This is a genomic window from Paenibacillus sp. FSL R7-0204 (assembly GCF_038002225.1).
Lineage (GTDB): Bacteria > Bacillota > Bacilli > Paenibacillales > Paenibacillaceae > Paenibacillus_AQ.
Genome location: NZ_JBBOCA010000001.1, coordinates 3,492,633 through 3,518,143, shown reverse-complemented (window position 1 = coordinate 3,518,143; position 25,511 = coordinate 3,492,633). Strand labels below are relative to the sequence as shown.

23 protein-coding genes are annotated in these 25,511 nt (G+C 53.5%); 5 read left to right on the top strand and 18 right to left on the bottom strand.

Features of this window, described 5'->3' with window-relative positions:
- Positions 1 to 329: 329 nt before the first annotated feature.
- The 5 genes from MKX42_RS15605 to miaB form a co-directional block, all read right to left on the bottom strand.
- Positions 330 to 1,781, bottom strand: a complete 1,452-nt coding sequence (locus tag MKX42_RS15605) for a nicotinate phosphoribosyltransferase (RefSeq protein ID WP_340753282.1) — start codon at positions 1,779 to 1,781, stop codon at positions 330 to 332.
- Between the two features lie 56 nt (positions 1,782 to 1,837).
- Positions 1,838 to 2,389 carry a cysteine hydrolase family protein gene (locus MKX42_RS15600; RefSeq protein WP_340753281.1) on the bottom strand — a complete coding sequence of 184 codons (552 nt, stop codon included), beginning with the start codon at positions 2,387 to 2,389 and terminating at the stop codon, positions 1,838 to 1,840.
- Positions 2,390 to 2,437: 48 nt separating this feature from the next.
- Positions 2,438 to 3,208 carry an NUDIX domain-containing protein gene (locus MKX42_RS15595; RefSeq protein WP_036699096.1) on the bottom strand — a complete coding sequence of 257 codons (771 nt, stop codon included), beginning with the start codon at positions 3,206 to 3,208 and terminating at the stop codon, positions 2,438 to 2,440.
- 142 nt (positions 3,209 to 3,350) lie between these two features.
- Complete coding sequence (locus MKX42_RS15590; protein ID WP_036699099.1) at positions 3,351 to 3,803, bottom strand: RicAFT regulatory complex protein RicA family protein; 453 nt, start codon at positions 3,801 to 3,803, stop codon at positions 3,351 to 3,353.
- A gap of 24 nt (positions 3,804 to 3,827) precedes the next feature.
- The gene (miaB, locus tag MKX42_RS15585) at positions 3,828 to 5,378 is read right to left on the bottom strand and encodes a tRNA (N6-isopentenyl adenosine(37)-C2)-methylthiotransferase MiaB (RefSeq protein WP_340753280.1); all 1,551 of its coding nucleotides are present in this window, start codon (positions 5,376 to 5,378) and stop codon (positions 3,828 to 3,830) included.
- Positions 5,379 to 5,547: 169 nt separating this feature from the next.
- On the opposite strand from miaB, the gene MKX42_RS15580 reads away from it, so the two are divergent.
- Both MKX42_RS15580 and MKX42_RS15575 read left to right on the top strand, forming a co-directional pair.
- The gene (locus MKX42_RS15580; protein WP_340753279.1) at positions 5,548 to 6,333 is read left to right on the top strand and encodes a MerR family transcriptional regulator; all 786 of its coding nucleotides are present in this window, start codon (positions 5,548 to 5,550) and stop codon (positions 6,331 to 6,333) included.
- On the top strand, positions 6,326 to 6,802 hold the full coding sequence (locus tag MKX42_RS15575; protein ID WP_340753278.1) for a hypothetical protein: 477 nt from the start codon (positions 6,326 to 6,328) through the stop codon (positions 6,800 to 6,802). The genes MKX42_RS15580 and MKX42_RS15575 overlap by 8 nt, the downstream gene beginning before the upstream one ends.
- Positions 6,803 to 7,097: 295 nt before the next feature.
- On the opposite strand, the gene MKX42_RS15570 is transcribed toward MKX42_RS15575, so the two are convergent.
- The 6 genes from MKX42_RS15570 to MKX42_RS15545 form a co-directional block, all read right to left on the bottom strand.
- The gene (locus MKX42_RS15570; protein WP_340753277.1) at positions 7,098 to 8,114 is read right to left on the bottom strand and encodes a BclA C-terminal domain-containing protein; all 1,017 of its coding nucleotides are present in this window, start codon (positions 8,112 to 8,114) and stop codon (positions 7,098 to 7,100) included.
- A gap of 224 nt (positions 8,115 to 8,338) precedes the next feature.
- Entirely contained in the window at positions 8,339 to 9,433 is a 1,095-nt protein-coding gene (locus MKX42_RS15565; protein ID WP_340753276.1) for an NADH:flavin oxidoreductase, read from the bottom strand.
- Between the two features lie 354 nt (positions 9,434 to 9,787).
- Positions 9,788 to 10,633 (bottom strand): rhamnulose-1-phosphate aldolase, encoded by an 846-nt coding sequence (gene rhaD / locus MKX42_RS15560; RefSeq protein WP_340753275.1) that lies wholly within the window; start codon positions 10,631 to 10,633, stop codon positions 9,788 to 9,790.
- Positions 10,634 to 10,708: 75 nt separating this feature from the next.
- The gene (gene rhaA, locus MKX42_RS15555; RefSeq protein WP_340753274.1) at positions 10,709 to 11,965 is read right to left on the bottom strand and encodes an L-rhamnose isomerase; all 1,257 of its coding nucleotides are present in this window, start codon (positions 11,963 to 11,965) and stop codon (positions 10,709 to 10,711) included.
- Between the two features lie 11 nt (positions 11,966 to 11,976).
- Positions 11,977 to 13,452, bottom strand: coding sequence for a rhamnulokinase (gene rhaB, locus MKX42_RS15550; RefSeq protein ID WP_340753273.1), 1,476 nt, complete (start codon positions 13,450 to 13,452; stop codon positions 11,977 to 11,979).
- A 29-nt stretch (positions 13,453 to 13,481) separates the two neighbouring features.
- On the bottom strand, positions 13,482 to 14,633 hold the full coding sequence (locus MKX42_RS15545; RefSeq protein WP_340753272.1) for an iron-containing alcohol dehydrogenase: 1,152 nt from the start codon (positions 14,631 to 14,633) through the stop codon (positions 13,482 to 13,484).
- A gap of 264 nt (positions 14,634 to 14,897) precedes the next feature.
- On the opposite strand from MKX42_RS15545, the gene MKX42_RS15540 reads away from it, so the two are divergent.
- A complete protein-coding gene (locus MKX42_RS15540; protein WP_036724867.1) occupies positions 14,898 to 15,653 on the top strand; it encodes a DeoR/GlpR family DNA-binding transcription regulator in 756 nt (251 codons plus the stop codon).
- Between the two features lie 37 nt (positions 15,654 to 15,690).
- A complete protein-coding gene (locus tag MKX42_RS15535) occupies positions 15,691 to 16,746 on the top strand; it encodes an ankyrin repeat domain-containing protein (protein WP_340753271.1) in 1,056 nt (351 codons plus the stop codon).
- A 30-nt stretch (positions 16,747 to 16,776) separates the two neighbouring features.
- On the opposite strand, the gene MKX42_RS15530 is transcribed toward MKX42_RS15535, so the two are convergent.
- The 7 genes from MKX42_RS15530 to MKX42_RS15500 all read right to left on the bottom strand — a co-directional run bounded on the left by MKX42_RS15530 (position 16,777) and on the right by MKX42_RS15500 (position 24,207).
- On the bottom strand, positions 16,777 to 18,069 hold the full coding sequence (locus MKX42_RS15530; RefSeq protein ID WP_340753270.1) for an L-cysteine desulfidase family protein: 1,293 nt from the start codon (positions 18,067 to 18,069) through the stop codon (positions 16,777 to 16,779).
- A 100-nt stretch (positions 18,070 to 18,169) separates the two neighbouring features.
- The gene (locus MKX42_RS15525) at positions 18,170 to 18,364 is read right to left on the bottom strand and encodes a hypothetical protein (RefSeq protein WP_340753269.1); all 195 of its coding nucleotides are present in this window, start codon (positions 18,362 to 18,364) and stop codon (positions 18,170 to 18,172) included.
- Positions 18,365 to 18,563: 199 nt separating this feature from the next.
- On the bottom strand, positions 18,564 to 19,457 hold the full coding sequence (gene gnd / locus MKX42_RS15520; RefSeq protein WP_340753268.1) for a phosphogluconate dehydrogenase (NAD(+)-dependent, decarboxylating): 894 nt from the start codon (positions 19,455 to 19,457) through the stop codon (positions 18,564 to 18,566).
- Between the two features lie 54 nt (positions 19,458 to 19,511).
- The gene (gene zwf / locus MKX42_RS15515) at positions 19,512 to 21,050 is read right to left on the bottom strand and encodes a glucose-6-phosphate dehydrogenase (RefSeq protein ID WP_340753267.1); all 1,539 of its coding nucleotides are present in this window, start codon (positions 21,048 to 21,050) and stop codon (positions 19,512 to 19,514) included.
- A 186-nt stretch (positions 21,051 to 21,236) separates the two neighbouring features.
- Complete coding sequence (locus MKX42_RS15510; protein ID WP_235191856.1) at positions 21,237 to 21,467, bottom strand: hypothetical protein; 231 nt, start codon at positions 21,465 to 21,467, stop codon at positions 21,237 to 21,239.
- Between the two features lie 6 nt (positions 21,468 to 21,473).
- Complete coding sequence (locus MKX42_RS15505; RefSeq protein WP_340753266.1) at positions 21,474 to 22,697, bottom strand: Ger(x)C family spore germination protein; 1,224 nt, start codon at positions 22,695 to 22,697, stop codon at positions 21,474 to 21,476.
- 1 nt (position 22,698) lies between these two features.
- Positions 22,699 to 24,207: a spore germination protein gene (locus MKX42_RS15500; protein ID WP_340753265.1), complete on the bottom strand. Its 1,509-nt coding sequence runs from the start codon at positions 24,205 to 24,207 to the stop codon at positions 22,699 to 22,701.
- A gap of 177 nt (positions 24,208 to 24,384) precedes the next feature.
- Here MKX42_RS15500 and MKX42_RS15495 point away from each other — a divergent pair, with 177 nt between their 5' ends.
- Entirely contained in the window at positions 24,385 to 25,485 is a 1,101-nt protein-coding gene (locus tag MKX42_RS15495) for a GerAB/ArcD/ProY family transporter (protein WP_340753264.1), read from the top strand.
- Positions 25,486 to 25,511 lie beyond the last annotated feature (26 nt).

Below are 25,511 nucleotides of genomic sequence, written 5' to 3'. Positions count from 1 at the left end.
AACGGACAGCTGTAGGAAAAGCTCACCTCCTTACCGGATATTGCGGATGCTCCCTGCCGGACAAAAGTTAAAGCGCTTAAACTATTGTCTCAAAAAAATAATCTTCCTCTACCAAAATTGTAAATTGGAACATATTTAATATATTATTCCAGAGACTCTATGTCAATAAGCATATGGTCCTGCGTAAGAAGTGCCCGTTATGATAGCAAACAGGAGCCTGACCAGCGGCCTTCCTCTATTGATGCAGCAACAGCCCCTCTCAGCCGGCGGACAATCCAGCCGGCCGAGAGGGGCTAAGTCAATATCTCTATTCCTGCACTACGGTCCGGTTACTCCACATCCGTAATCATATGCTCTGCAATCAGCTGCTGCTTGCGGTTCCATAGCTGCTCGCTGAGATTCACGCGGAAGACTTCCGGGTTCAGCTTACGCAGGTACTCCGGCCAGAAGAGGTCGAGCTGCTCCTGATGATAACGCCTTATCTCCGCCAAATCCGGCAGGGTATAGACTTGGAAGCCGTTCACCACAATCGGCTCCAGCATCCGCACCGCGTCGTAGCGCTCCACATGCTTCTTCATATATGGATGCAGCGGGTTGAACAGCTTCAACCGCACTCCACTGCGGGGCGCCGGCTCATCGGCGAAGCTGATATAATCAGCCAGCGCCTTGCCGTTCTGGCCGATAATGCGGTAGACTTCCTTTTTGCCGGGCGTAGATACCTTCTCGGGATTGGAAGAGATCTTGATCGTAGGGATCATCTCGCCGCTGGGCGCTTCAATCTCAACCAGCTTGTAGACCCCGCCCAGTGAAGGCTGATCCGAAGCGGTAATCAGTTGGGTTCCGACCCCCCATGTGTCAATAGCCGCCCCCTGTGACTTCAAGTTCATGATGGTGTTCTCATCCAGATCATTGGAGGCCACGATCTTCACATACTGCAGCCCGGCTTCATCCAGCATCTCACGCGCCTTGCGGGACAGATAAGCCAAGTCACCGCTGTCCAGCCGGATGCCGTTCATCCGCTTGCCTTGCGCTTCCAGCTTCTTCGCTGTATTGATCGCATTCGGCACACCGCTGCGCAGAGTATCGAACGTATCCACAAGCAGCGTCACGCCGTCCGGCATCACCCTTGCATAAGCATCGAACGCCTCCTGCTCGCTCGGGAAGCTCTGCACCCAGGAATGGGCATGGGTGCCCTTCGTAGGGATGCCGAACTTTTTGCCGGCCAGCATGTTAGAGGTTGCATGGAAGCCGCCGACATAAGCGGCGCGAGCGCCCCAGATTGCGGCATCCGCTTCCTGCGCGCGGCGCGTTCCGAACTCCAGCAGCGTGTCGTTAGGGGCTACCTGCTTGATCCGCGACGCCTTGGTAGCGATCAGCGTCTGATAGTTCATGAAGTTCAGGATCGCAGTCTCGACAAGTTGCGCCTCCATAATCGTGCCTTCGACCCGGATCAGCGGCTCATCCGGGAACACCAGGGCCCCTTCCTTCATGGAATGGAGGCTGCCCTGGAAATGGAACTGCAGCAGTTCCTCCAGGAAGGCCGGCGCATAATTCTCCTCCTGCTCCGACAGGTAGCGGATATCCTCTTCCGTGAACCGCAGCTCCGCGATGTACTGGGCAATCCGCTCCAGTCCGGCGAACACGGCGAACCCGTTGCCGAACGGCAGCTTGCGGAAGTAGGCTTCGAATACTGCCCGGCGCTTGTGCGTACCGTTCACCCAGTGGGCATACATCATATTAATCTGGTATTTGTCTGTATGTAGAGCAAGTTCTCTCCTCAAGTCCTCATCTCCTAATCATTGCACTGGTGTATTTGGATGCTGCTTCTGCTGATGTATCATTGCTCTGCTAACGCCGTGACCACCTTCGCGCCAAGACTGCCGCGGAAATGTCCGAGCGCCCATACATGCCCGTCAGGATTGAAGCTGGCGACGGCATCCTCATGTACGGTAATCCCGAAGCCGTGGTTGTAGGCATCCACTGCCGTATGCAGCACACAGATATCCGTGCATACCCCGATCAGATGCACCTCGGTAATGCCCCGCTCACGCAGCTTCAGCACAAGATCCGTGCCGCAGAAGGCGCTATATCGCGTTTTGTCCATCCAGTAGATGGCTTCCCGGTTCTCCTCGTAGACAGCCTTCAGGCTGCCGTACAGCTCACGCCCCTGACTTCCCCGCAGATTATGCGGCGGAAACAGCTTGGTCTCCGGGTGGTACGGGTCATCCGCTTCATGCAGATCTACAGCCATTACCACATAGTCCCCGCTACGTACGAATTGCTCCGTCAATTCACTGACTCTCTTCGCAATATCGATGCCGGGCTGGCCGACAGGCAGGTTCCCGTCAACGAAATCATTCGTGAAATCAATTACAATCAGTGCTCTCATGGTAGGATAGCCCCCTAAAAGGTTAATAGGCCTGCACTTCCCGGCAGCTTAAGTATAAATGGATAGTAACGGCTCATGGTCCGTGAACATATAGAGCTGTGCCGGGCGCTGGGAGTATTGATTGGAGCTGAGCGGATTCCCCGCTTCATCGCTCACTTCTTTTAATATACCCTGACGGCTGCGTGTTGACGTAATTTTGCGGATAAAATTCGGTTCTTTGAATTCCGGCACCACCGTCTGGATCACCTGGTACAGCTCGCTCAGCGTGAAATGGCGCGGCAGGAACTGCCGGGCAATCGTCGTCTGCAGCATCTGCTGCTGTATCCGCAGGTAGGCATCGGTAATAATATCATGGTGGTCAAAAGCCAGTTCCAGCTCCTCCAGCGCTTCCTGCAGGGTGAACAGGCCAACCTCGCCTGCATCATCCGAGGCCTGCCGCTGCTCCAGCATCCACTCCTCCACCAGTGCAAAGAAGGCATGGCTGATAATCCAGCCGCGCGGATCCCGGCCCGGCTGGCTGTAGACGCCGAGATATTCCAAATGCCCGCCGTCCACGCCGGTCTCTTCCTTCAGCTCGCGCGTAGCGGCATCATAGATCGATTCATCCTCCTGGCAAAAGCCGCCAGGCAGGGCCCACATGCCCGCACACGGCCATTTTTTGCGCCGGACCAGCATCACCTTCAGCTCCCGCAGCGGCAGCGTCTTCGTGACGGTCTTCCGCTCGCGCTTAGTCAGTGTAAACATGACAATATCCGCCGGAACGCCATCCGGAGTGCGGTACTTCTTGGCGTTATAGGTTTGTTCCGCGTTCTCAGTCACTATAGATCATCCTTTGCCGTGCTATTGTTTGTTGTTCGTACCTTTTAATGTACCAAACCTGTCCGCCCAAAATCAACCGGAGCCGGCCTGCTAGCTTATGTAAAAAGGGACGGATTCACATCCGCCCCCGGGGTGTTCTGCATTAATCTCCGCATGTGGAGGGCGGCGCCTCGGTGCCTGCTTCCACATTGATTTTATCCGAAACGGTATCCCTGATCACTGAAATCACCATCTGCAGCAGATAATTGATATCGCTCTGGCTCTGCTGGAACTCGTTCACAACCGGGATACTGTCGATTTCATCCTGCAGCTCTTCGATCTCACGTTCAATCTTCTCGACCATGGCCTGGTTCTTGAAGCTCTCGAACGCCACAATCTCCTTCTGCTTCTTCTTAATCGTAGCAATGAGTCCCTGCACACGCTCGTGATTCAGAATCTTCTGCTCGGCCTGCTGGAAATGACGGACCTCCTCACTGGTTGAGATGAGTGCAGCCAAGTCCTTCGCCTTGCCCATAATATCCTCCCGGACAATTAAATCACGGGTATTGTGAGTCTGCATGCCATATTCATTCAGTCGTGCTTCTTCCTGGCTCATTCTTCTCGCCCCATTTCTCTATAATTAGAGGACCGCTGCGGCTTCCGCCTGATAGTCCCCCTGGATGTACCAAGTCTTCGCGCCGGTAATGCTCACCTGCACCAGCGTGCCGATCAGGGAGGACGGGCCTTCAAAATGCACAAGCTTACTGTCACGGGTACGTCCGGCCAGCATCCGGGCATTATTCTTGCTCGTACCTTCCACTAATACCTCCACCCGCTGGCCCAGCATCCGCTCATTCCCCAGCCGGCTCTGCTCCTTGATCAGATCATTCAGACGCTGGAGACGCGCGCTCTTGACCTCTGCCGGAACATTATCGTCCATCCCGGCTGCCGGAGTCCCTTCACGCGGAGAATAAATGAAGGTATACGCCATATCATACCCTACTTCGCGCACCAGGGACAGTGTCTCCTCGAACTGCTCCTCCGTCTCACCGGGGAAGCCGACAATAATATCGGTAGTCAGCACCGCATCCGGCACGCCTGCCTTAATTTTACGGACCAGCTCCAGATAGGCTTCACGGGTATATTTGCGGCTCATGCGCTTCAGCACGGCTGTACTTCCCGACTGCACCGGCAGATGGATATGCTCCACCAGATTGCCGCCTTTGCCCAGCACATGAATCAATTTATCGTCAAAATCACGCGGATGCGAGGTCATGAACCGGATACGCGGAATATCGATCCCCCGCATGTCGTCCATCAGGTCTCCGAAGGTATAATCGATATCGGTAAAATCCTTGCCGTAGGCGTTCACATTCTGCCCCAGCAGCGTTACTTCCTTGAACCCCTGGCGGGCCAGCTCCCGCACCTCGGCAATGACGTCCTCCGGACGTCTGCTCCGCTCCTTCCCCCGGGTGAACGGCACAATGCAGTAGGTACAGAACTTGTCGCAGCCGTACATAATATTCACCCAGGCGCGCAGACCCTCCCGTTTCTTCGGCAGATTCTCAATGATATCGCCTTCCTTGGACCAGACCTCAATGACCAGCTCGCGGCTGAATACCGCTTCCTTGATCAGCTCCGGCAGGCGGTGGATATTATGTGTGCCAAAAATCAGATCCACGAAGCCGTACCGGCTCATGATCCGGTTGACCACGCCCTCCTCCTGGGACATACAGCCGCAGATCCCCAGGAGCAGGCCGGGCTTCTCCAGCTTCAGTGTTTTGAGATGGCCCAGCTCTCCGAATACCTTATCCTCCGCATTCTCGCGGATCGCACATGTATTAAGTAAAATAATATCAGCTTCGCTGCGGTCTTCAGCCGCCCGGTAACCGAGCTGCTCCAGCATCCCCTTCATCGTCTCCGTGTCATGCTCATTCATCTGGCAGCCATAGGTAGTAATATGATAGCTTTTGCCTGCACCGAAATCTGCCATCTCCGGCGGAATGTCGAAATGATAGAGCACCTCAATCTCTTCCTTGCCCCGCCGCTTGCCTTCCTTGTAATCGGGCTGGCTGTTGATTTGTACGTTTCTGCCTTTGATCCGGTAGGTGGTCTTGCCTTCAGTCTCGCTGATGATCTTGGCATCCGTGAAATCGAAATACTGCCCGTAATCCTTACTCCCCTTCGCCATGCTACTAACACATCCTCTGCTGATGTCCCCGTATTTTCAGAGCTTTTCTAGTGTAAAATTATATCATACCGCTCCCAAGATAATCCATTCTGAACATTTCAGGATCTAAGGGCTTTACCGTGATGTATACGTTATAGTTTATAGTGTTAATCAGGAGGAGGCCGTGATTATGATCCGTATTGGCGCTTTAGCGAAGACAGCGAATATCAGTAAAAGAACCTTATACCACTATGAGCATATTGGACTGCTGCAGCCCACAAGGGTCTCTGAAAACGGTTACCGCTTCTACGATAACCAAGCTGTAATCCGGCTTCAAAAAATTCTGTTATTGAAATCGATCGGCTACACCTTAGAGCAAATTAAAGAGCTGTTACAGAATCAGAATCCGGCCGATGAACATGACCATTGGATAGCATCATTGCATGAGCAGATCGAGCTGATCGAACGAAAAAAAGAAGAGTTAAGCCGCAAGCAGTATTATCTCAGGTCTACACTTCATACCGTCCGGCTCAAAGGTACAGAGCATCTGCAAGATTTAATGCAGGTCCTTGCGGCTATGAATTACCGTCCTCTAAGCGATGGAATCATTCCAGCCGAATTCAGGGAGGAGCCGTCACTAACTGTTGAGGAGGTTGAGCTGCTTAAGCGTCTACCTGTCCTGGGCGGCAGCAGCAGCAAAGCGGAGGAGCTTGTACGCCTTTTAGAGCAAGCCGGTTCGTTGGTGGCCTCGTCCCCCTATTCTTCAGAAGCTCAAGAGCTGGCTGGCCGTTTATATAACATGGCGCTGGACCTTTTTGAAGATAATGAGACGCTGCTGGATGTATATTGGGAAATGATCCCGCCCGCTGATGGTGCAACTCCTGTCGTGATGGGCATGGATAGCGCAATGATGTCTTTTGTAGATGAGATGATCGGATATTATCTTGGGCATAGAGAGGAGAACCGGCATGAATAGAGGACTACAATCACTGGGCATTCTTAAGAATCCTTGGATGTTAGCTGTACTGGCAGGAGTAATGATCCTGTTATCAGCCTGTGGAACAACTGAAGATGCAATACCCGGAAAGAAGACTGAGGAGTCAACAGCAATGGTTGAACCGGAAGCAGACGCTATACTCGTAGAGGTGCTAATTGAAAGTGATAGTGATGCAGCACATAATCTGGAGGTGGAAGTCAATGCCCGTGACCATCCGCAGAGTGTGTATTTCGATTCTATCCAACTCCCTTACAGAGAGGAATTTGCTGTCCCCAAAGACACGTTCATACCGTTAACCTCTACTAAGGTACAAGCAGAAAAGGATGCCAATGCCACTTGGATAAGCTGCTCAATCCTGTATGACGGAGAGGTAGTAGCGACTCATAAATCCAGAGGGGATAGCGCGAAGTCTGTATGCGAGAAGAAGTTCCGCCTGGGTCCTGGATAATGGGTACGATCGGGAAATCCGGTCCTACCGCGCGGCGGCAGGAAGAGAGGGCATGTCAGTCCTGCGGGTGAATGAGATTACCTGCGCGCCAGCAAATGTATGCTGTTTTCCGCATACATTCTGAGCTCCTCATATACTCATGCGGCCTCCGGATCATTCAAAGAGTACTTCTCCCCACGCTATGCCCCCTTATCCACAACAGACGGATAATATAATTTCCTATACGACAAAAAAGCCCGGCCTTAAATGTAAGGTCCCGGACTTATTTATTACAACCAGCTTGCCGCCGGACGTCTTAACTCCCAAGCCTATAGATCAAAATCGATGCGTTAGAGTTGATCTGCGTTCCACCGGCTAAGGTCTGTAAATTGATTGCAGAGGCACTGGAATGGTTCCTTAAAGTGATTACATCGCCGGGGACTACAGAAATAATTACCATCCCGGGGTTAGGCTGTGTTCCCGCTCCTGAACCATAGACGCTGCCACCTACAGGTGCCCCGTTCAGATACAAAGTGAACTGATTCGGTTCCACTGCGGTGACAATGAAGATTACCGCATAATCTCCTGCATTCTCAACATTAATCTGAGCTGTATTAGGGGTATGCGAGAAGCCGACAAGACTCTCATTGCTGTCAAAAGTAACATCTGCTTCGGTAGCCACGGTCTGAGCCGCCGTATTGAAAATATAAGCATAAGATGACGCCAGTGCACCCGTTACCCCCGTTGCACCCGTAGCACCCGTTACTCCCGTCACACCCGTTACTCCCGTCACACCCGTTGCACCCGTCACACCCGTCACACCCGTTGCACCCGTCACGCCCGTCACACCCGTTACTCCCGTCACACCCGTTACCCCCGTTACTCCCGTCACACCCGTTACCCCCGTCACACCCGTTGCACCCGTTACTCCCGTCACACCCGTTACCCCGGTAGCTCCGGTGACTCCTGTTGCCCCTTCTCCCAGCAACTCCTGCGAGACCAGCCGGTGTGCTGTCACCAACTGCCCGCTGGCATTTTGGCCCCATAGGGATACCTGCGCTTCGGAGACTGCCGTTCCTGTCGTGTTGAACACGAATTCAAAAGCATCCAGGTCCGCATAGTAAATTTTGGTAACCACTTGGGAGGGCGCCACACTGATCTCCTCCTGCACATATAAGGTGCGTATGCCGTTCAGGGTATAACCCAAAATAAGAATATCGAAGAATCCGGTTATATTGCGGCCGTCTATTTTGAGTGTTACCCTTTGAGTCGGGCGGGTCCCCGTATTGCTTGCAATATTATTCTCAATTGGTCCTGTAGATAAAATTGCCATTTCCAGCTCCCCTCTCAACCTAAATCCAGCTATATTAATAGCAATATTCGAGAGAAAACAGAAGCGTGTTGGCATATTGGCATTATTGTAAGAAACAGTCAAAATCAGTACATCTTCAAAGATTCACCCGCAAAAAAACACCCCATGCGGGCAGCCATGAGCTGATAGACTTGAAGTCTAACCTAATGGCTTGGCACAGGGTGTTACAGATCAAGCTCTATTGATTAATACAAAGTCTTCGTAGCATCGGAGGTAAAATGATTAATCTCATGAATCGCACCCGCCTGTACCTTGGCTGGCCAAGCCGGATCGCTGATCAGGGCTCTGCCGACCGCCACCAGATCGAACTCTTCCTTCTCCAGCCGCCCCAGCACGCGGTCGATGTTGTCCCCTTGATTCTTCTCCGTGACCGGGCTTGGAAAAGCGCTGTCCAGGCCGACAGAACCCACGGTGATCGTCGGTTTGCCTGTAATCTTCTTGGTCCAGCCTGCCAGGTTAAGCTCCGAGCCTGCGAATTCCGGCTCCCAGAACCGCCGGGTCGAGCAGTGGAAGATATCCACACCGGCATTGCTGAGCGGGGTCAAGAAGCGGGCCAGGTCTTCGGGAGTATCTGCCAGCTTAGCGTCATAGGCCCCGGCCTTCCACTGTGAGAAGCGGAGGACGATCGGGAAATCCGGTCCTACCGCGCGGCGGCAGGCATCTATCACTTCCACCGCGAAGGTGGTGCGTGCTTCCAGATCGCCGCCGTATTCATCAGTCCGGCGGTTGGTCTTCTCCCAGAAGAACTGGTCGATCAGATAGCCGTGTGCTCCGTGCAGCTCAATGCCGTCGAAGCCGATGGCCTTGGCCGCCTTCGCTGCCTTGGCAAAGGCACTGACGATGGCCTGAATCTCGCTCTTAGTCATCGGCTCCGTGACCTGCTCTCCGGCCAGATTCAGCCCGGACGGGCCGATCGGCAGCGCGGAAGCGTTAGGCAGCTCACCAATACTGCGGGCCATGCCAACATGCCAGAGTTGAGGCATAATCTTGCCCCCGGCGGCATGCACCTTGCGAACGACCTGCGCCCATCCCTCCAGGGCGGCTTCGCCATGGAAGTTCGGGATATCCTGATGGCTGACTGCCGCCGGATGATCGATGGCTGTGCCTTCGGTAATGATCAGGCCCACCCCGCCTTCCGCGCGGCGGCGGTAATACGCCGCCACCTCAGGGCCAGGTACGCCCTCAGGAGAATGTACCCGGGTCATCGGGGCCATCACCACACGGTTACTGAGGGACAAGCCTCCGCATTCAAAAGGTTCAAACAACGCAGCAGCATTCATAATTCATTAACCTCCATTTCATACGATGATTACTTGATAATTACTTTAAGTAAGCAATAGTATGACGGTTCCCGGCGGCAAATGCAAATGACTGTGACAGGGGTATTCTTCGTGGGCGTTTGGCTTGGCGTAACGGACTAAGCAGCACTTATTCCGGTTGCAAGTCACAATTGGGGGAAGTAACGGACCCCATAGGCCTTATTCACCGATAATATGCTCCTAAACATGGTTTAGAGAGACGATAAGGTCCACTCGGTCCGTTTCGCCGCACAAAGCGGTGTTTTCCTGAGAATAAGTTCCCTCCGGTCCGTTAGTACCGATTCGCTTTGGTTAACAAGGGAGATAGAATAGACGTCATACATTCAGAATGCCGGGTCTCGGAGTCACGCGGAAGGCAGCGGCCAGATCTGCCAGCTGCTGATCGGTAATCTTCTGCCGAATCTCTCTTCCGCCGATCAGGTTATAGACAATCGCGGCCTTCTCAATCGTTTCAACCAGCCCGAAGGTGGCATCCATCGTCGCACCGGTAACAAAGATCCCATGCTGCGGCCAGATGACCACGCGGTATTCCTTCATCCGGTCAGCGGTAGCCCGGCCGATCTCGCTGCTCCCCGGCACCATCCAGGGAATGACGCTGACGCCATCCGGGAAGACCACCAGACATTCTGTACACATCTCCCACAGCGTCTTCGTGAATTTCAGCTCATCCAGATCATGGGTGAAGGTCATGGCAATCACATTCGTTGCATGGGTATGCAGCACAATCCGGTGAGCCGGATCAACCTTTAGCCGTTCGATATGGCTCATGAAGTGGGAAGCCAGCTCACTGGTCGGAACAGCGCCATTACGCAGTCCCCATAGCACCTCTACACTCTCGCCGCTGCTGCTGACACGCAGCACACCCAGATTGGCTTCAGGGTCCTTGATCACATTACGGAAATACTTGCCTGATCCGGTCACGATGAAGTATTTGCCCGCCAGTTCGGCTACAGGGAAGGTAAGGCTGATCGTACGCAGCGGCTCACGGATATTGATATACTTGGCTACCTCTTCTTCATCCAGGAGGTAACTGACATTGCCCCCGTTCAGCTCATCCCAGCCCAGCGACCACATGTGATGGGTAATTTCGGACATTTCCTCGATAAAAGGCGCGGTGACGCCGGATATATACCCTTTGGATTCAATTACGGAAGTACTCATATGCTCTCTCCTTCTATATGCACCTTCAGCGTGCGGGTATTCGTTAATTTGTGATTTCAGCAGTAAACACTGATCTTATCTTAAAGCCAATACATCCTGCTCATAGCTCTTCACTTCAGCCAGCCACCCCTCACGGACCGGGGTTCCCTGCGAAGCGCAATAGTAATCCCATACTGCACCGAAAGGATAGGACTTGAATTCTTCCACCAGGGCCAGCCGTGAGGTGTAATCTCCGGCCTGTTCAATGGCCCGAAGCTCCTCTACCGGCTCCAGCATGGCGCGCAGCAGGGCCTTGATCGTATTGCGCGTGCCGATCACCCATGCTGCCAGATGATTGATACTGCCGTCAAAGAAGTCGAGGCCGATATGCGTACGCGGCAGCAGATCCCCGCGAACCAGCTCACGGGCAATCTCCAGCAGCTCATCGTCCATCGTGACCACATGATCACTGTCCCAGCGGACCGGTCTGCTGACATGCAGCAGCAGCTGCTCGCTGAACATCAGGATGGAGCTGAGCTTGTTCGAGATCACTTCCGTCGGATGGAAATGCCCCGCATCCAGGCAGATTGCCTTGCCGCGTGTCAGGCCGTAGCCCATGTAGAACTCATGCGATCCGACCACGTAGCTCTCCGAGCCGATACCGAACAGCTTGCTCTCCACAGCATCGACATTGTACTGCGGATCAATCTCTTCGCTGAAGATTTCATCCAGCGATTCCTTCAGGCGCATGCGCGGAGCCAGCCGGTCCACCGGAGTATCCTTGTAGCCGTCAGGCACCCAGAAATTCGTGACACACGGCTGGCCCAGCTCGCGGCCGAAGTGCTCAGCAATGCTGCGGGAGGCCTTGCAATGCTTAATCCAGAAGCTGCGGATCTCTTCGTCCGCATGGCTCAGGGTGAACCCGTCTGCCGCCTTCGGATGCGAGAAGCAGGTCGGATTGAAATCAAGGCCTAAGCCCTGCTCCTTGGCCCATTCCACCCAATTCTTGAAATGGCGCGGCGCCAGCTCATCCAGATCCACCTGCTCCTTCGTATCGGCATAGATCGCATGCAGATTGACCTTATGCTTGCCGGGAATCAGCGAGAGGGCCTTCTCCAGATCCTGACGCAGCTCATCCGGTGTACCGGCCCGTCCGGGGTAGCTGCCGGTCACGGCAATGCCGCCGCTCAGCTCTTTATCCTTGAACAGAAAGCCCCGTACATCATCGCCCTGCCAGCAGTGCAGCGATACTTTGATCTGCGCCAGCTTCTCCAGTACCTCATCCGTTTGAATTCCATGGGCTGCATATAATTTTTTGGCTTCGTTGTAGCTGTTAATGATGCTCTGATCCATGCTGTTGCCTCCTAATACGTATTGTGAACATCCGCTCCCGGATGAAGCTGCTCCCAGCGGACCAGCAGCTCCGCCAGCTGAGGTACCGGCTGCGGCAGATAAGACTGAATCGCGAAGGACTGAGAGATGATATGCCGGGCTTCATGAATGTCTGTTATGCGGCCCGCCTCAATCATCTGCACAGCCAGATTACCCAGGGCTGTGGATTCGGTCGGTCCGGCCAGCACTTCCCTGCCGGTAACATCTGCCGTCAGCTGGCACAGCAGCCCATTGTTAGCGCCGCCGCCGACAATTTGCAGCACTTCGGTACGCTCCCCGGTGAGTTCTTCCAGCTCAGCCAGATGACTGCGGTAGGATAACGCCAGACTGTCAAAGATACAGCGGGCCAGTTCGCCCGTAGTCTGCGGCACAGGCTGGCCGCTCTCCAGGCAGGCCTGGCGGATCTCCTGAATCATATCGCCGGGCTTAAGGAACCGCGGATGATTGCAGGGAATCAGGCTGCGGAAGCCTGCGCATTCACCGGCCTGATCTGCCAGTTCCGCGAAGCTAAACCTTTCGCCGTCCAGTCTGCGCACTTCCTGGATCAGCCAGAGGCCCATAATATTCTTCAGAAACCGGTAGGTCCCGTAAGCGCCCCACTCGTTGGTATAATTAGCAGCCATCGCTCTGCTGTCATGGACCGGGTGATCCAGCTCTACTCCGAGCAGAGACCAGGTTCCGCTGCTAAGATAGGCTGATGCACGGTCCTTCTGAGCAGGCACACCGAGTACCGCAGAAGCCGTGTCATGTGTGGCAACACAGATCAGGCGGCACTCCGGCAGATCATACCGTTCCACCAGCTCCGTTGAGAGGAAGCCAAGCTCTTCCCCCGGCTCAGTCAACGGAGCGAACTGTTCCCGCCGCAGACCCAGGAATTCCAGCAGCTCACGGTCGAAATCACGGGTCGCAAGATTTAATAGCTGTGTCGTGGATGCATTGGTAACCTCGTTCATCTTCCGTCCGCCGAGCCGGTAGTAGAGATAATCCGGCACCAGCAGGATTTGATCCGCTACCTCCAGCTCTTCCCGGTCATGCGCATATAGCTGATACAGCGTATTGAAGGAAAGCTGCTGTATCCCGGTCTTAGCGTACACCTTATGAGGCGGAAGCTGCTTCGCGACCTCCTCCATCACCCCGTCCGTGCGGCGGTCACGGTAGGCATAGACCTCGTTCAGCCGCTTGCCTTCGGCATCCAGCAGCACATAATCTACCGCCCAGGTATCAATGCCGAGGGTGCATTCGTGAATGCCTCTTAGCTTCGCCTGCTGCAGACCGTTAATAATTTCATTCAATAAATAATCCATATCCCAGAAGCAGGAGCCTTCCTGCTCTGTGAAGCCATTGCTGAAACGGTGAATCTCCTCCAGTTGGAGGCTCCCGTCCACGAGCTGTCCGAGCACCAGCCGTCCGCTGGAGGCGCCGATATCGACGGCGATATGATAGGTCATAGGGAATCTCCTATTCTATGGGAGGTGATTTACAGAATTTTGCGGAATAACGCGATTACTTCATCTTTGGTAGGAATAAAAGGATTACCGGGCGCGCAGGCATCCTTCATGGCGTTCTCAGCCAGCAGATCGAGATCTACTTCCGCTACACCCAGCTCGGACAGCTTCGCAGGAATGCCAACCTCCTTGGACAAGTCCTTGATCGCCTCAATGACGTAATCCCCACATTCCTTGTCGCTGCGTCCTTCAGTCTGCATACCGGCCGCTCTGGCAATCGCTCTGAACTTCTCCGGCACATGCTTGGCATTCTCTTCTTCCACGTAAGGCAGCAGCATCGCATTGCACACGCCGTGCGGCAGATCATACACCCCGCCAAGCTGATGGGCCATGGCATGCACATAGCCTAAGCCTGCATTATTGAAGGCAAGGCCGCCGAGGAAGATCGCATAGACCATCTGCTCACGTGCTTCAATATCCTGTCCGTTCGTTACCGTCCGCGCCAGATTGCCGAAGATCAGCTCCACCGCAGCCAGTGCGGTAGCATCGGTTACCGGATATGCGCCTGGAGTGACCACCGCTTCAATGGCATGCGTCAGTGCATCCATGCCCGTAGCCGCCGTTAGCGCAGCCGGCTTATCAACCATCAGCTCCGGATCATTCACCGAGATAGTGGCGATACTGTTCTTGTCTACCATGACCATCTTGATCTTACGCTCTTCATCCGTAATCACGTAGTTGATCGTCACTTCACTTGAAGTCCCGGCCGTCGTGTTCACCGCGACAATCGGCAGAGATTTATTCTTGGATTTGTGAACGCCTTCATAATCGGCAATATGTCCGCCGTTAGTGGCTACAATTCCGATGGCCTTGGCCGTATCCTGCGGCGAGCCGCCGCCGATGGAGATCAAATAGTCACATTCGTGCTGTTTCAGAAATTCCACGCCGTCATGAACATTTTTGCAGGTAGGGTTCGGCTTCACTTCATCATATACCACATACTGAATTCCCGCTTCATCCAGCACAGCCAGCAGCCTTCCGGCGATTCCGCTCTTCATCAGGAACTTGTCTGTGACCACAAGCGCCTTGTGCAGATTCAGCTCTTGAATGTACGGGGCGATGTCCTTCAGACAGCCCTTTCCCATAATGTTAATCGACGGCACATAATAGATATGAGTACTCATTGCTTAACCAGCCTCCCGGGCATGTAAATAGTTAATGAACACAGTAAGCGCACATCTCCCTGTTGACCTTCTCATCGTATCGCCGTTTATCTGTGTTGTCAACATTATAAATACTAATTATGTTGTTTTTATTTGTTTATTGTTTGTTTCACGGGAAATAAGCAATCATTATTGTGGGTTTCAGAGAAATTCGGGTTCACCATGTTGTACAACACAGAAATAACAGTCTATATTAAGACTATCAACTCTGGAAAGGTGATACGTATGCTCGCTGCCGAAAGACGCAAAAAAATAATCGACCTTGTCCATCAGGACAAACGGGTGCTGGTGTCCGATCTGAGCCGGATGTTCGAGGTGACAGAGGAGACGATCCGCAGAGACCTGGAGAAGCTGGAGAAGGATGGCATTGTAAGCCGGACCTACGGCGGAGCCATGCTGAACAGGCATACCAATGAGGACCTGCCTTTTCTGACCCGGGGAGCGCTCAATACGGATATCAAACGCGCAATAGCGATCCAGGCGCTGGATCTGATTAATGACGGGGATACGCTGATGGTGGACCCCAGCTCGACCTCGTTTGAATTCCTGAAGCTGCTGGGTAATAAAAGTAATCTGACGATCATCACCAATTCGATCAACATTCTCCATGAGTTCGCGAGCTCAAGCCACAGCATTATTTCGACAGGCGGCTCACTCCGCCACCGTTCCCTGTCGCTTGTCGGCCCCGTAGCCCATGAGACCATTCAGCGCTACAATGTGGACACCGCCGTAATCAGCTGCAAGGCCCTCGATATGGACCGCGGGGTCACCGACTCCAATGAACCGGAATGTGAGCTGAAGAAATATATGCTGCGCCAGGCACATAAGGTCGTGCTGCTCGCGGACCATACCAAGTTCGACCAGACAGCCTTTGCCAGGCTCGCAGAGCTAAGCCGGATTGATGTGCTGATTACCGACCGTAAGCCTTCGGAAGCCTGGCTGAAGCTGTTGTCCGAGAAGAATGTGGAGGTGCTGTACTAATGCGTTGGAAGTATAATATCAGAGAGGAGAACTACCTATGGCTAAAAAGAAAAAAACCTTACCCGCCGATTTCCGCGAGCAGGTTAAAACGGAGGATATTGATGCATTGAAGGCGGTTTTTAAGGACCGTGAATGGGATGCAACCTTGGGATATTACAAAGAACCCGCGCTCAGCATCCGGCAGATTCCGGATGAGCTGGTCCGCTGGCTCGTGGAGCAAGGTGCCGACATTAACGCCAGGGATAAGTACCAGCGTACCCCGCTGCATTCGCAGGCCGGAAACTGGTCGGGTAATATTCCGCTGTTCCTTGAGCTTGGCGCTGAGCTGGAAGCCATAGATTATCAGAACGAGACTCCGCTACACGCCGCTGCCAACTACTACCGGACTGGGGCAATCCGTGATCTTATCGCTCACGGCGCCGACATCCATGCTGTGAACAATCGCGGGAATACTCCACTGGGGAAGGCCTTGATCAATTGCCGGAATGCCGATATCACCGGCATGGCTGAGATCGCGCAGGTGATGCTTGCGGCAGGAGCAGAAGTCACACCGGAGATGAGGGAATCTGTGACGAAGATCGGCAAGAATTTTGAATTCAGCAGAGCTAATTTCAATAAAGACTACCTGGAGGATACCGTAGCGGCCCTGAACAAGCTGTACAAGCTGTTCAATGTAGAGCCTGTAGCAGCGCGGGTGATGCATGACGGTGTATCCAAGATCGAGGTAAACAGCACAAGATGGCAGGATCAGCATCAGGAGCTATGGGAATTACTCATCCCGGCTTCAGGACATGCGCTCACCGTGCAGGGAGAGGTCATTCGCATCACCGGCCGGATCTCTTATGAAATCATGAATAACGGGGGTGGCAACTGGGATGCGGATTTCCGTAAAATGCTCAGTGCACTGCTTCTGCACTTCGCCTCGGGCACACCTCTGGACCCTGCGCAAATGCAGGAAGCGGCGGAATTAGCCGGTTACCTCCGCCATGGCAACGGCAATGATGAGCCGGCCAGATTATGCGAATTGGCCGTGAATTGGGTACTAGCCAATCCACAGCCTGTTTCCTTGCCGCAACCAGATTACAAACGCTAATCGCTGAACATCCGGTACTTGTCCTTATCCTTATGAAGAAGCGGCTCCCTTGGAGAGCATAATATTCAGAATGGCCTGGTCTGTGGCGGCAAGCCCCTCCTGGACAAGGGTCTCCATATTCTTGATCGTATCCTCCACTTTCTCGAAGATGACACCGTCATTGAGACTCGCGGATATATTGTTCATGGCGAGGGTGGCAGACTGAATGGCTGCGTTGGTGGCCGTGGAGATTTTGAGTGCACAGGTTGGCTTGGCACCATCGCAGATCATACCTGAAGTAGAGGCAATTGTATTCTGGATGGAGTGTTTGATCTGCGCCAGCGTCCCGCCCATCAGATAGACAATACCGCTGCCCGCCCCTACTCCGCCGGCAATACCTGATCCGCAGAGCGGGGACAGCCGGCCAATGTAATGCTTCACATGAATGGTAATCAGATTGCTGAGCGCCATCGCTCTTGCCAGAGTCTCCTCATCCTTGCCGAGGAGCTCGGCCAGGGCAATGACCGGCATGGTGCAGGCAATCCCCTGATTGCCGCTGCCCGCTGTAGTCATTACCGGCATGGCACTGCCGTCCATCCGTGCATCGGATGCCGCTGCCGTTGCGGCGATAATCCGGTTCGCCACATCCGCGCCGAACAGATTGAGGGCGGATTGCTGGCTCATTTTCCGGCCCACCTGGAGGCCATACTCCCCGCGCAGCCCTTCCTCCGAGATCGCCTTATTCATAACCGCTCCCTCTAGCAGGAAGCGAAGGTCCTCGAACGGTGTATTCTGAACGAAGGCATAGATATCTTCGAGTGAGACCGAGTATACCTCAGGGTCCAGACTAAGCGGGTCTCCGCAGTCGGCCTTGTCCATTTTTGGCTCAAGCCGCTGGCCATCCTTCGCCAGATACTGCACATTCGTGTGCTCTTTTACCAGGATCGCTGTGGCGGTATGGTTCTTGCTTTGTACTCTCGCTTCTATATATAGCTTCTCCGGCGTATCCTTCAGCTCAACCTCCAGCAGCTTACGCTCCAGCAGTCCCTCTGCACTTGCCAGCTCCTCCGGGGTTAGCCCGGACAGAATCTCCAGCTTCCGCTCCGAGCGGCGAATCACCGCACCCAAAGCCGCCGCTATAGGCAAGCCCGTCTGGCCTGTACCAGGAATCCCTACGCCCATCGCATTCTTGATGATATTGCCGCTAAGCAGCAGCTGAATCGCCGTAATCTCCTCATCCACCAGTTCAGCCGCCAACGAGACGGCATAAGCTACCGCAATCGGTTCGGTGCAGCCTTCTGCCGGCATAATTTCTTTGTGTAATACTTCCAGTAGGTTAATCATCTGTGCATCACCATTCCCTCTGTCTGCCTGACTATGTCTATATCTGTTTCTATATATAGTACATCAGATAGACAGTCCGGGGAATCCCCGTTATTACCCATCACCCGCCCAGCTTCACCAGCCGCTTCAGCCCTTCCGTACAGGCCCAGCCGCCCGCTCCCGCCAGAATCGTATTATGAAACAAGCTCCAGGCCAGGGAATACGTCATACTGCCAACAATCACCTCGACCACAATAAACCGCAGGATATCCCGCTTCGTGATCAGATAGACGGTAAACTCCTGATTGTGTGTCACCGGTCACCTCTCCTGTCTATTCCATGTTTCTGTACTTATATGCTGCCTGCGGGTTGTCTGATTCTCTGTGCCAGGCACAACAAAGAGCAGCACTTCTCCATTGGTGGAAAAGTACTGCTCTTTTGCTTGATTGCTCAGGTGGCGGGTATTTGGCAGATTCAGGTGCCTTGATCCTTCAATCAGCCTTATCGACCGCCGCTTACTTCGACTCCACCGCATGGCCGCCGAATTCGTTACGCAAGGCGGCGACGACTTTGCCGGTGAAGGTGTCGGTCTCCAGCGACCGGTAGCGCATGAGCAGAGCCATGGCGATAACCGGAGTCGCTGCCTGGAGGTCGAAGGCGGTCTCCAGCGTCCACCGTCCCTCCCCGGAGGAATGCATGACGCCCTTGATGTCTTCCAGCTTGGCATCCTTGGAAAAGGCGCGTTCTATCAGCTCCATCAGCCAGGAGCGGACCACTGAGCCGTTGTTCCAGACGCGGGCCACCTGCTCGAAGTCGAAGTCATATCCGCTTTTCTCCAGCACCTCGAAGCCCTCGCCGATCGCAGCCATCATTCCGTATTCAATGCCATTGTGCACCATCTTGAGGAAATGTCCGCTTCCGGATTTGCCGGCGAACAGATATCCGTTCTCTACCGCAGTATCACGGAACAGAGGCTCAACCACTGCCCACGCTTCCTCATCACCGCCAACCATATAACATGCGCCATTCCGTGCGCCTTCCATTCCGCCGGAGGTTCCTGCATCCAGGAAGTGAATTCCGTGGGCACCCAGCTCCTCATGACGGCGGATCGACTCTTTATAATGAGAGTTCCCGGCTTCAATAATGATATCTCCCTTGGATAATAGCGGCGTCAGTTCAGCAATTACTGAATCTACAAAAGTATGGGGAACCATGATCCAGAGAACGCGCGGGGAATCAAGCCGGCCTGTAAGCTCCTCCAGGCTTGCTGCCCCGGACGCACCGCGTTCGGCCAGCTCCTGCACCGCAGCAGGATTCACATCATACGCTACCACTTCATGGGCATGCTCCAGCAGGTTCTGGCCCAGATTGAAGCCCATTTTTCCAAGTCCGATTAAACCAACTTTCATTACGAATCCCTCCGAATTGTGTAGTCTCTATAAGCTAACTCTCTCCGCCGCCGCTTACGCTCCCGGCCGGATGACTTCCGGCTCTATCCCGGCTGTCCGGTGGACGCGGGCAGGCTCTGCATTCTCCGGCTTATCCAGCCACCAGTGGAACTCGCCAAGGAGCTGATCTGCCGCCGCCGGGCCGTTAGATCCGGCAGGATACTGGTGCAGCGGCAGGCTGCCTTCTGCTGTTGCTTCGATTATAGGCTGAACCCACTGCCAGGACAACTCTACTTCCTCCCAGTGGGCGAAGAACGTAGCATCGCCGAGCATAGCATCATAGATCAGATTCTCATAAGCCTCCGGCACATCGGGATTACCCGGCTCATGCTTAATGCTAACCGGCTCAAGCTCCCCATGCTGAAGCGGATTCTTGGTATTCAGAGTCAGGGAGATGCCCTCATGCGGACCAATATCAATCACCAACAGATTAGGGTCAAGCGGCAGCTTGTTACGGTTCTTGTTATGCACATCATTAAACGGCTCTTTGAATTCAATAACAATCCGCGTGGATTTCTCCTTCATGCGCTTCCCTGTACGAATGTAGAACGGCACATCGTTCCACAGCGGATCTTCGATCCACAGGCGTGCAGCAATATACGTCTCATTCTGTGAAGCGGCTGCGATCCCCGGTTCAGAAGTATAAGCAGGCACTTGCTGTCCGCGCATTTCCCCTGCTGCGTATTGGCCTCGCACAATATGCTGTGCTACCTCTTCAGCGAGCAGAGGGCGGACGGAACGGATGACATGCCGTTTTTTGCTGCGGACATCCTCCGGTGTACTGCCCTTCGGAAGCTGCATCGCCATCATCATGAGCAATTGGAGCATATGGTTCTGGAACATGTCACGCAGCGCGCCAGCCTTATCATAGTATCCCGCCCGCTCTTCCACCCCTACCGTCTCACTGGCGGTAATCTGGACATTAGCGATATACCGGTTCTGCCACAAGGCCCGCAGCACAGGGTTAGAATATTTCAGCACCTCCAGGTTCTGCACCATCGGCTTGCCGAGGAAGTGGTCAATCCGGAAGATTTCCTCTTCTGCAAAAGCTGTGCTCAAGCTCTCATTCAGCACACGCGCCGACTGCAGATCCCGTCCGAATGGCTTCTCGATGATCAGACGTTTCCAGCCCTTGGTATCCCCGAGGCCGCTGGCATTGATATTACCGGCAATCTCCCCGAAGAATTCGGGACCGACCGACAGATAAAACATCCGGTTCTGCGGAAGCCCCAGCTCTTCCTCCCGGCGCTGTACATGCCCAAGCAGCTTCACATAATCCTCAGGACGTCCGACATCCAGCACACTATATTCAAAAGCCCGCAGGAAATTCTGCAGCACCGCTGTATCCTCAACCGGACGGCGCGAGAAGGTGCGCAGAGAATCCAGCACCTGACGTTGGAACTTCTCGTTAGTGAGCTCCCGTCTGCCCAGCCCAATGACTGAGAGAGGACCGGAAAGCTTGCCATCGGTGAACAGGTTGTATAGAGCGGGGAAGATTTTCCGCTTCGCCAAGTCCCCGGTTGCGCCAAAAAGTACAAATGTAGATGATTCCACTTTCATTCCTCCCGTTGTTATCATTTTAATATATAGTTACTTATTAATACTCAGGAACTTTATAACACATCATACGACTATAAAATCAATTCGTCAATCTCAATTCGACATTTACGAAAAACTACCGGTGCATGACAAATAACAGGCCTTCAACGAGAAGGCCTGCCGGGATTTCCGAACTCATGATCAGAACCATGAAGATACCAGATCATTGATCGGCTTGTAGATGAATATAATCAGCAGCAGCGGGCTGGGAACCTGGATTTTGAGCAGCGTGCATATCGTGGCCGCCATTCCGCCGATCCAGAGCAGACCCCACACCACACGATCGCGCTGCTTCTGCCTGCCCTTCAGGGAGGACAGATCCATGGCTGCACAGCCTGCGGCAATCAGAGCAAACATCAACACCAGCAGCATACAGGCTCACTCCTTAATATCTTCATAAAATGAATTATCAATTGTACCGATCCGGTTGATCGTCACACTGGCCTCGTAATGGACAGGCAGGGTCTTAAGATAGCCTTCTCCCTTCCGTTCCTTCAGCCTCTCCCATGCCTTGGGGCTCTTGCGGTAAATGGATTGCCCGAAGCCGAATATATCCACATTGAACTGCTTGGTGATTCCCTCTACAGCATCCTTCATCCGCTTTACAACCCGGTCCTCCGTCTCCTCTTCCAGCGATATGATTTTGGCCTCCGTATCCAGCTTATCCGCGCCTTCAACCTCCTGCACATTGCATAGTGTTTCCGCGCTCAAATATATATGCGGCTCGCCGTCTATGATTTTCACCTTCCGTTTGGTAGTAGAAGTAAGCGCCTCTATAATGATTAGGCTTCCGGTTTCGTCTTTGAAGTGCCCCGTATTTTTGGTGACATTATCAGTCACATAATTAAAGCCAACCGTATAGTCATCATCTATCCAGCCAAGCAACTTGTCCCCTTTGAATACGGCAACACCCTCATAGTGAAGTTTCGTTCTGGGGTCTGTCTGTTCCACATTGCTTTTCTCACTGCCTGCCTCGGGATTACCCTCCACCTCCACTCCAGTTAACACCGGACTCTCCCCTTGGAGGAGCAGGTCCTCGATGAAATGATCCAATGTGACCGCGACAGTCTTGGATGAAATCCTATAGGACTTGTCCAGGGAGCTGAATAATTTAGTGGCCGGCAGCCGGTCCAGCGGGGTCAGCACCTTCAGAACATTCTCGGCGGTCGTCTTCCGTGCAACCATCACATAGAAGTCCATACGCGGCTCCCGGCTTCTTTTGATCACATCCAGCGTCTCGCCTACCCCTTCCCGTGCCAGCTCTTCTCCGATCACCAGCACACGAATATGGCCCAGATAGGGAGAACGGGAGCTAATCAGATTGAACTTGCGGAGGGATTCATAGACTGTTGGCACTGTGAAATTATAGACAACTACGGGAACCCCGCTCCCCCCTGTTCCTCCTGAATTCTGTGAAGAGATAGAAGAGGGGATGACCACCTGCATCGTTACGTTGTAGCCGTTCTCCGCTTTATCAAGGCCCAGCGCCAGCACAAAAGCCAGTTCATTCAGCTCCTTCCTCTCCCAGCAACCGCTAAGCAATAGCGAAAGCAGCAGCAGGGGAAGGAAAGCAGCGACGGCTCTCTTTATACGGCTTGTCATATCAGGAACCTCCGCGTTTGGATCTGCTCTGGCGGTGCAGATTCTGTGTTCTATTCTCTTGCGGTCTTGTTCTCAGGAACGGCCAGGGGAACCTGAAGATCGAATCCTTAAGATCTGCCGGCCTGAAGGGCCCCAGCGGACTCATATAAGGAACGCCGAAGGAACGCAGGCTGACGAGATGCAGCACCACTATGAATACTCCACACAATATTCCGTATAGCCCCATGAACCCGGCCAGTGCAATCAGGAAAAACCGGATGATTCGTGCGGCGATGGACATCCCGGCTTCGGGAATCACAAAGCTTGAGATCGCTGTAATGGATACAATGATAACCATCGCCGAGGAGATGAACCCCGCCGCAACCGCCGCCTGCCCGATGACCAGCGTACCGACGATAGAGACAGCCTGGCCCACGTTTTTTGGAATCCGTACCCCTGCTTCCCGCAGAATCTCATAGGTCAATTCCATCATCAGCGCCTCGACAAAAGTCGGAAACGGCACCGTCTCCCGCTGGGCCGCCAGGCTGATCACCAGATTGGTCGGGATCATCTCCGTATGATAGGTTGTGATAGCCACATAGAACGCAGGGGCAAACAAGGTGAGGAAAAAAGCCAGAAACCGGATGAACCGCAGCAGGGTAGAAATATCCGCCCGTTGGTAATAATCCTCCGCCGATTGAAAGAAGGAGACAAATACGGTCGGGGCCAGCAGCACAAAAGGGGTTCCATCGACCAGGATAGCCACCTTCCCTTCCAGGATGCCCGCCGCAATGGTATCCGGCCGGTCACTGTTATAAATCGTAGGGAAGGGTGTTGCCACCTTATCCTGAATAAATTCCTCGATATATCCGCTCTCCAGAATACTATCCGTATCAATACTGTTCAGGCGCCGCTTCACTTCTTGCACCAGCTCTTTATTCGCAATGTGGCTGAGATACATAATTGAGACACTGGTCTGGGTGACGCGGCCGATCTGCATCGTTTCCAGCCACAGCTGACTGTCTTTGATTTTGCGGCGGATTAGCGCGGTGTTGGTCCGCAGATTCTCACTGAACCCCTCCATCGGTCCGCGGACCACAGACTGCGAGCTCGGCTCACTTACACCCCGGTCTTCCCAGCCGGGCAGCCCGATCCGCAGCGCTGATGCCGTCCCCTCCACCATCAGCATCACGTTGCCGGATAACAGGTCGTGTACGAACTTGGCGTAATCCTGAACCACGGTAAGATCACCGGCCATTAGCACACGGCTGGTCAAGATTTCTATTTTCTTATCCGGGTCCTGTTCTTCCAGAAGAGCCGAGGTCCGTCCCTCCTGAAGCGAATACAGGATCGAATTATGCAGCAGCTGATTATCTATCAGGCCATCAATATAAAAAATAGCCAGCTCCGTATGCTCTCCCAGCTTCAGCTGTTTTCTCACCAGGTCAGTGCTCTCGCCCATCAGCTTGTACAGCTGTTCATTATTGACCTCCAGCCGGCTGGATAACTTCCCCTCCACCGTACTCTTCATCCGGGCCACTTCTCCTTCCCGTGAACCTTCTATTCAGGTTAGTTTGGTAGCATTTCTTGATAATTATTCCTCAAATTCAGACCTGTACTTGATTCACATAATTCTGGAAGGGGATGCCATACTAAGAGGGTTCCGGGTTCATAGGCCCTGGAGGTCACATGTAAAGGGGGGATAGAGATGAGTATTGAAAAAGAGCGGATCAGCACAGCGCAGTTGGTAATCCTCGGTCTTTTCACCTTTATCGGGGATATGGCCCTGGTCTATCCTGCAGCCATGACTTCCGAAGCCCATCAGGATGCCTGGATCGCCGCCTTGTTCAGTATTCCGCCGGGGATTGCACTAGTCTTCCTGTTTGTTGTAGTAGCAAATATCAGTCCGGACCAAAATATTATTGAGATCAGCCGACAGGTGCTGGGGAAATGGCTAGGCAGCGCGGTAGGCGGGTACTATCTGTTCTTCTTCATCATCGCGGCCTCTACGTATGTCCGGGAAATTGAGGATTTCATGTGTACCCAGATCTACGAGGGAACTCCCGGCGGAGTAATCCGGTTCATGAGCATTGTTCTGTTGGTGTACGGTCTGCGTCTGGGGCTTGAGACGGTCGGCCGGGCAGCGCAGGTGTTCTTTCCGCTGTTTGCCTTATTCCTGGTGGCCCTGATGGTGCTCCTATTTCCACAGGTCCGGCTGGAGCGTGTCTATCCTATGCTGACTACACCTTTACCGGATATGCTGCATTCGATCATGATCGGTGTATTCTATCCCTTCGGAGAGATCTGCGTTTTCTTCATGATCTACCCTTACACCCGCAAGAACAGTAAGATTAACCGTGATATCTTCATCGCGCTCTGCATAGGCTCCGTAGGTCTGAACCTGATTCTGTTTCTCTCACTGACCGTTCTCGGCGTCTATTTCTCCGAGCATAGTTTCTATGCCGCCTATATCCTGGCCCAAAAAATCAATATTGCCAACTTCTTACAGCGGCTTGAAGCGCTGATGGCTACCGCCTGGATTATCACGACCTATTTCAAAACAGCACTCTACTTCTATGCCTTTGTGCTCGGAATGGCGCAAATATTCAAGCTGAAAAGCCACCGCCCTCTAATCTTCCCTGTCGCGTTCCTGATCTACGGACTTTCACAGCTCATCTCCAAGGACATCATCTTCTATGTCAAAGAAATCCCCCCTTACTGGGTGGACTGGAATTTAACCTATTCGCTTGCACTTCCACTGCTTATTCTCGTAGTACACAAAGTGAGGCAGCGCGCCGCTGCCTCCTAAGCTAATCCATAGAGTGAAGCTCCTGT

What these genes read in the sequence shown, in the direction of transcription:
- MKX42_RS15565 (WP_340753276.1), bottom strand. Translation starts at nt 9,433, where the DNA reads ATGAATGCTGCTGCGTTGTTTGAACCTTTTGAATGCGGAGGCTTGTCC.
- MKX42_RS15495 (WP_340753264.1), top strand. Translation starts at nt 24,385, where the DNA reads ATGAGTATTGAAAAAGAGCGGATCAGCACAGCGCAGTTGGTAATCCTC.
- miaB (WP_340753280.1), bottom strand. Translation starts at nt 5,378, where the DNA reads ATGGCGAAGGGGAGTAAGGATTACGGGCAGTATTTCGATTTCACGGAT.
- MKX42_RS15580 (WP_340753279.1), top strand. Translation starts at nt 5,548, where the DNA reads ATGATCCGTATTGGCGCTTTAGCGAAGACAGCGAATATCAGTAAAAGA.
- MKX42_RS15505 (WP_340753266.1), bottom strand. Translation starts at nt 22,697, where the DNA reads ATGACAAGCCGTATAAAGAGAGCCGTCGCTGCTTTCCTTCCCCTGCTG.
- gnd (WP_340753268.1), bottom strand. Translation starts at nt 19,457, where the DNA reads ATGAAAGTTGGTTTAATCGGACTTGGAAAAATGGGCTTCAATCTGGGC.
- MKX42_RS15510 (WP_235191856.1), bottom strand. Translation starts at nt 21,467, where the DNA reads ATGCTGCTGGTGTTGATGTTTGCTCTGATTGCCGCAGGCTGTGCAGCC.
- MKX42_RS15600 (WP_340753281.1), bottom strand. Translation starts at nt 2,389, where the DNA reads ATGAGAGCACTGATTGTAATTGATTTCACGAATGATTTCGTTGACGGG.
- MKX42_RS15545 (WP_340753272.1), bottom strand. Translation starts at nt 14,633, where the DNA reads ATGAGTACTCATATCTATTATGTGCCGTCGATTAACATTATGGGAAAG.
- MKX42_RS15590 (WP_036699099.1), bottom strand. Translation starts at nt 3,803, where the DNA reads ATGAGCCAGGAAGAAGCACGACTGAATGAATATGGCATGCAGACTCAC.
- MKX42_RS15535 (WP_340753271.1), top strand. Translation starts at nt 15,691, where the DNA reads ATGGCTAAAAAGAAAAAAACCTTACCCGCCGATTTCCGCGAGCAGGTT.
- MKX42_RS15540 (WP_036724867.1), top strand. Translation starts at nt 14,898, where the DNA reads ATGCTCGCTGCCGAAAGACGCAAAAAAATAATCGACCTTGTCCATCAG.
- MKX42_RS15530 (WP_340753270.1), bottom strand. Translation starts at nt 18,069, where the DNA reads ATGATTAACCTACTGGAAGTATTACACAAAGAAATTATGCCGGCAGAA.
- MKX42_RS15570 (WP_340753277.1), bottom strand. Translation starts at nt 8,114, where the DNA reads ATGGCAATTTTATCTACAGGACCAATTGAGAATAATATTGCAAGCAAT.
- rhaA (WP_340753274.1), bottom strand. Translation starts at nt 11,965, where the DNA reads ATGGATCAGAGCATCATTAACAGCTACAACGAAGCCAAAAAATTATAT.
- MKX42_RS15575 (WP_340753278.1), top strand. Translation starts at nt 6,326, where the DNA reads ATGAATAGAGGACTACAATCACTGGGCATTCTTAAGAATCCTTGGATG.
- rhaD (WP_340753275.1), bottom strand. Translation starts at nt 10,633, where the DNA reads ATGAGTACTTCCGTAATTGAATCCAAAGGGTATATATCCGGCGTCACC.
- rhaB (WP_340753273.1), bottom strand. Translation starts at nt 13,452, where the DNA reads ATGACCTATCATATCGCCGTCGATATCGGCGCCTCCAGCGGACGGCTG.
- MKX42_RS15500 (WP_340753265.1), bottom strand. Translation starts at nt 24,207, where the DNA reads ATGAAGAGTACGGTGGAGGGGAAGTTATCCAGCCGGCTGGAGGTCAAT.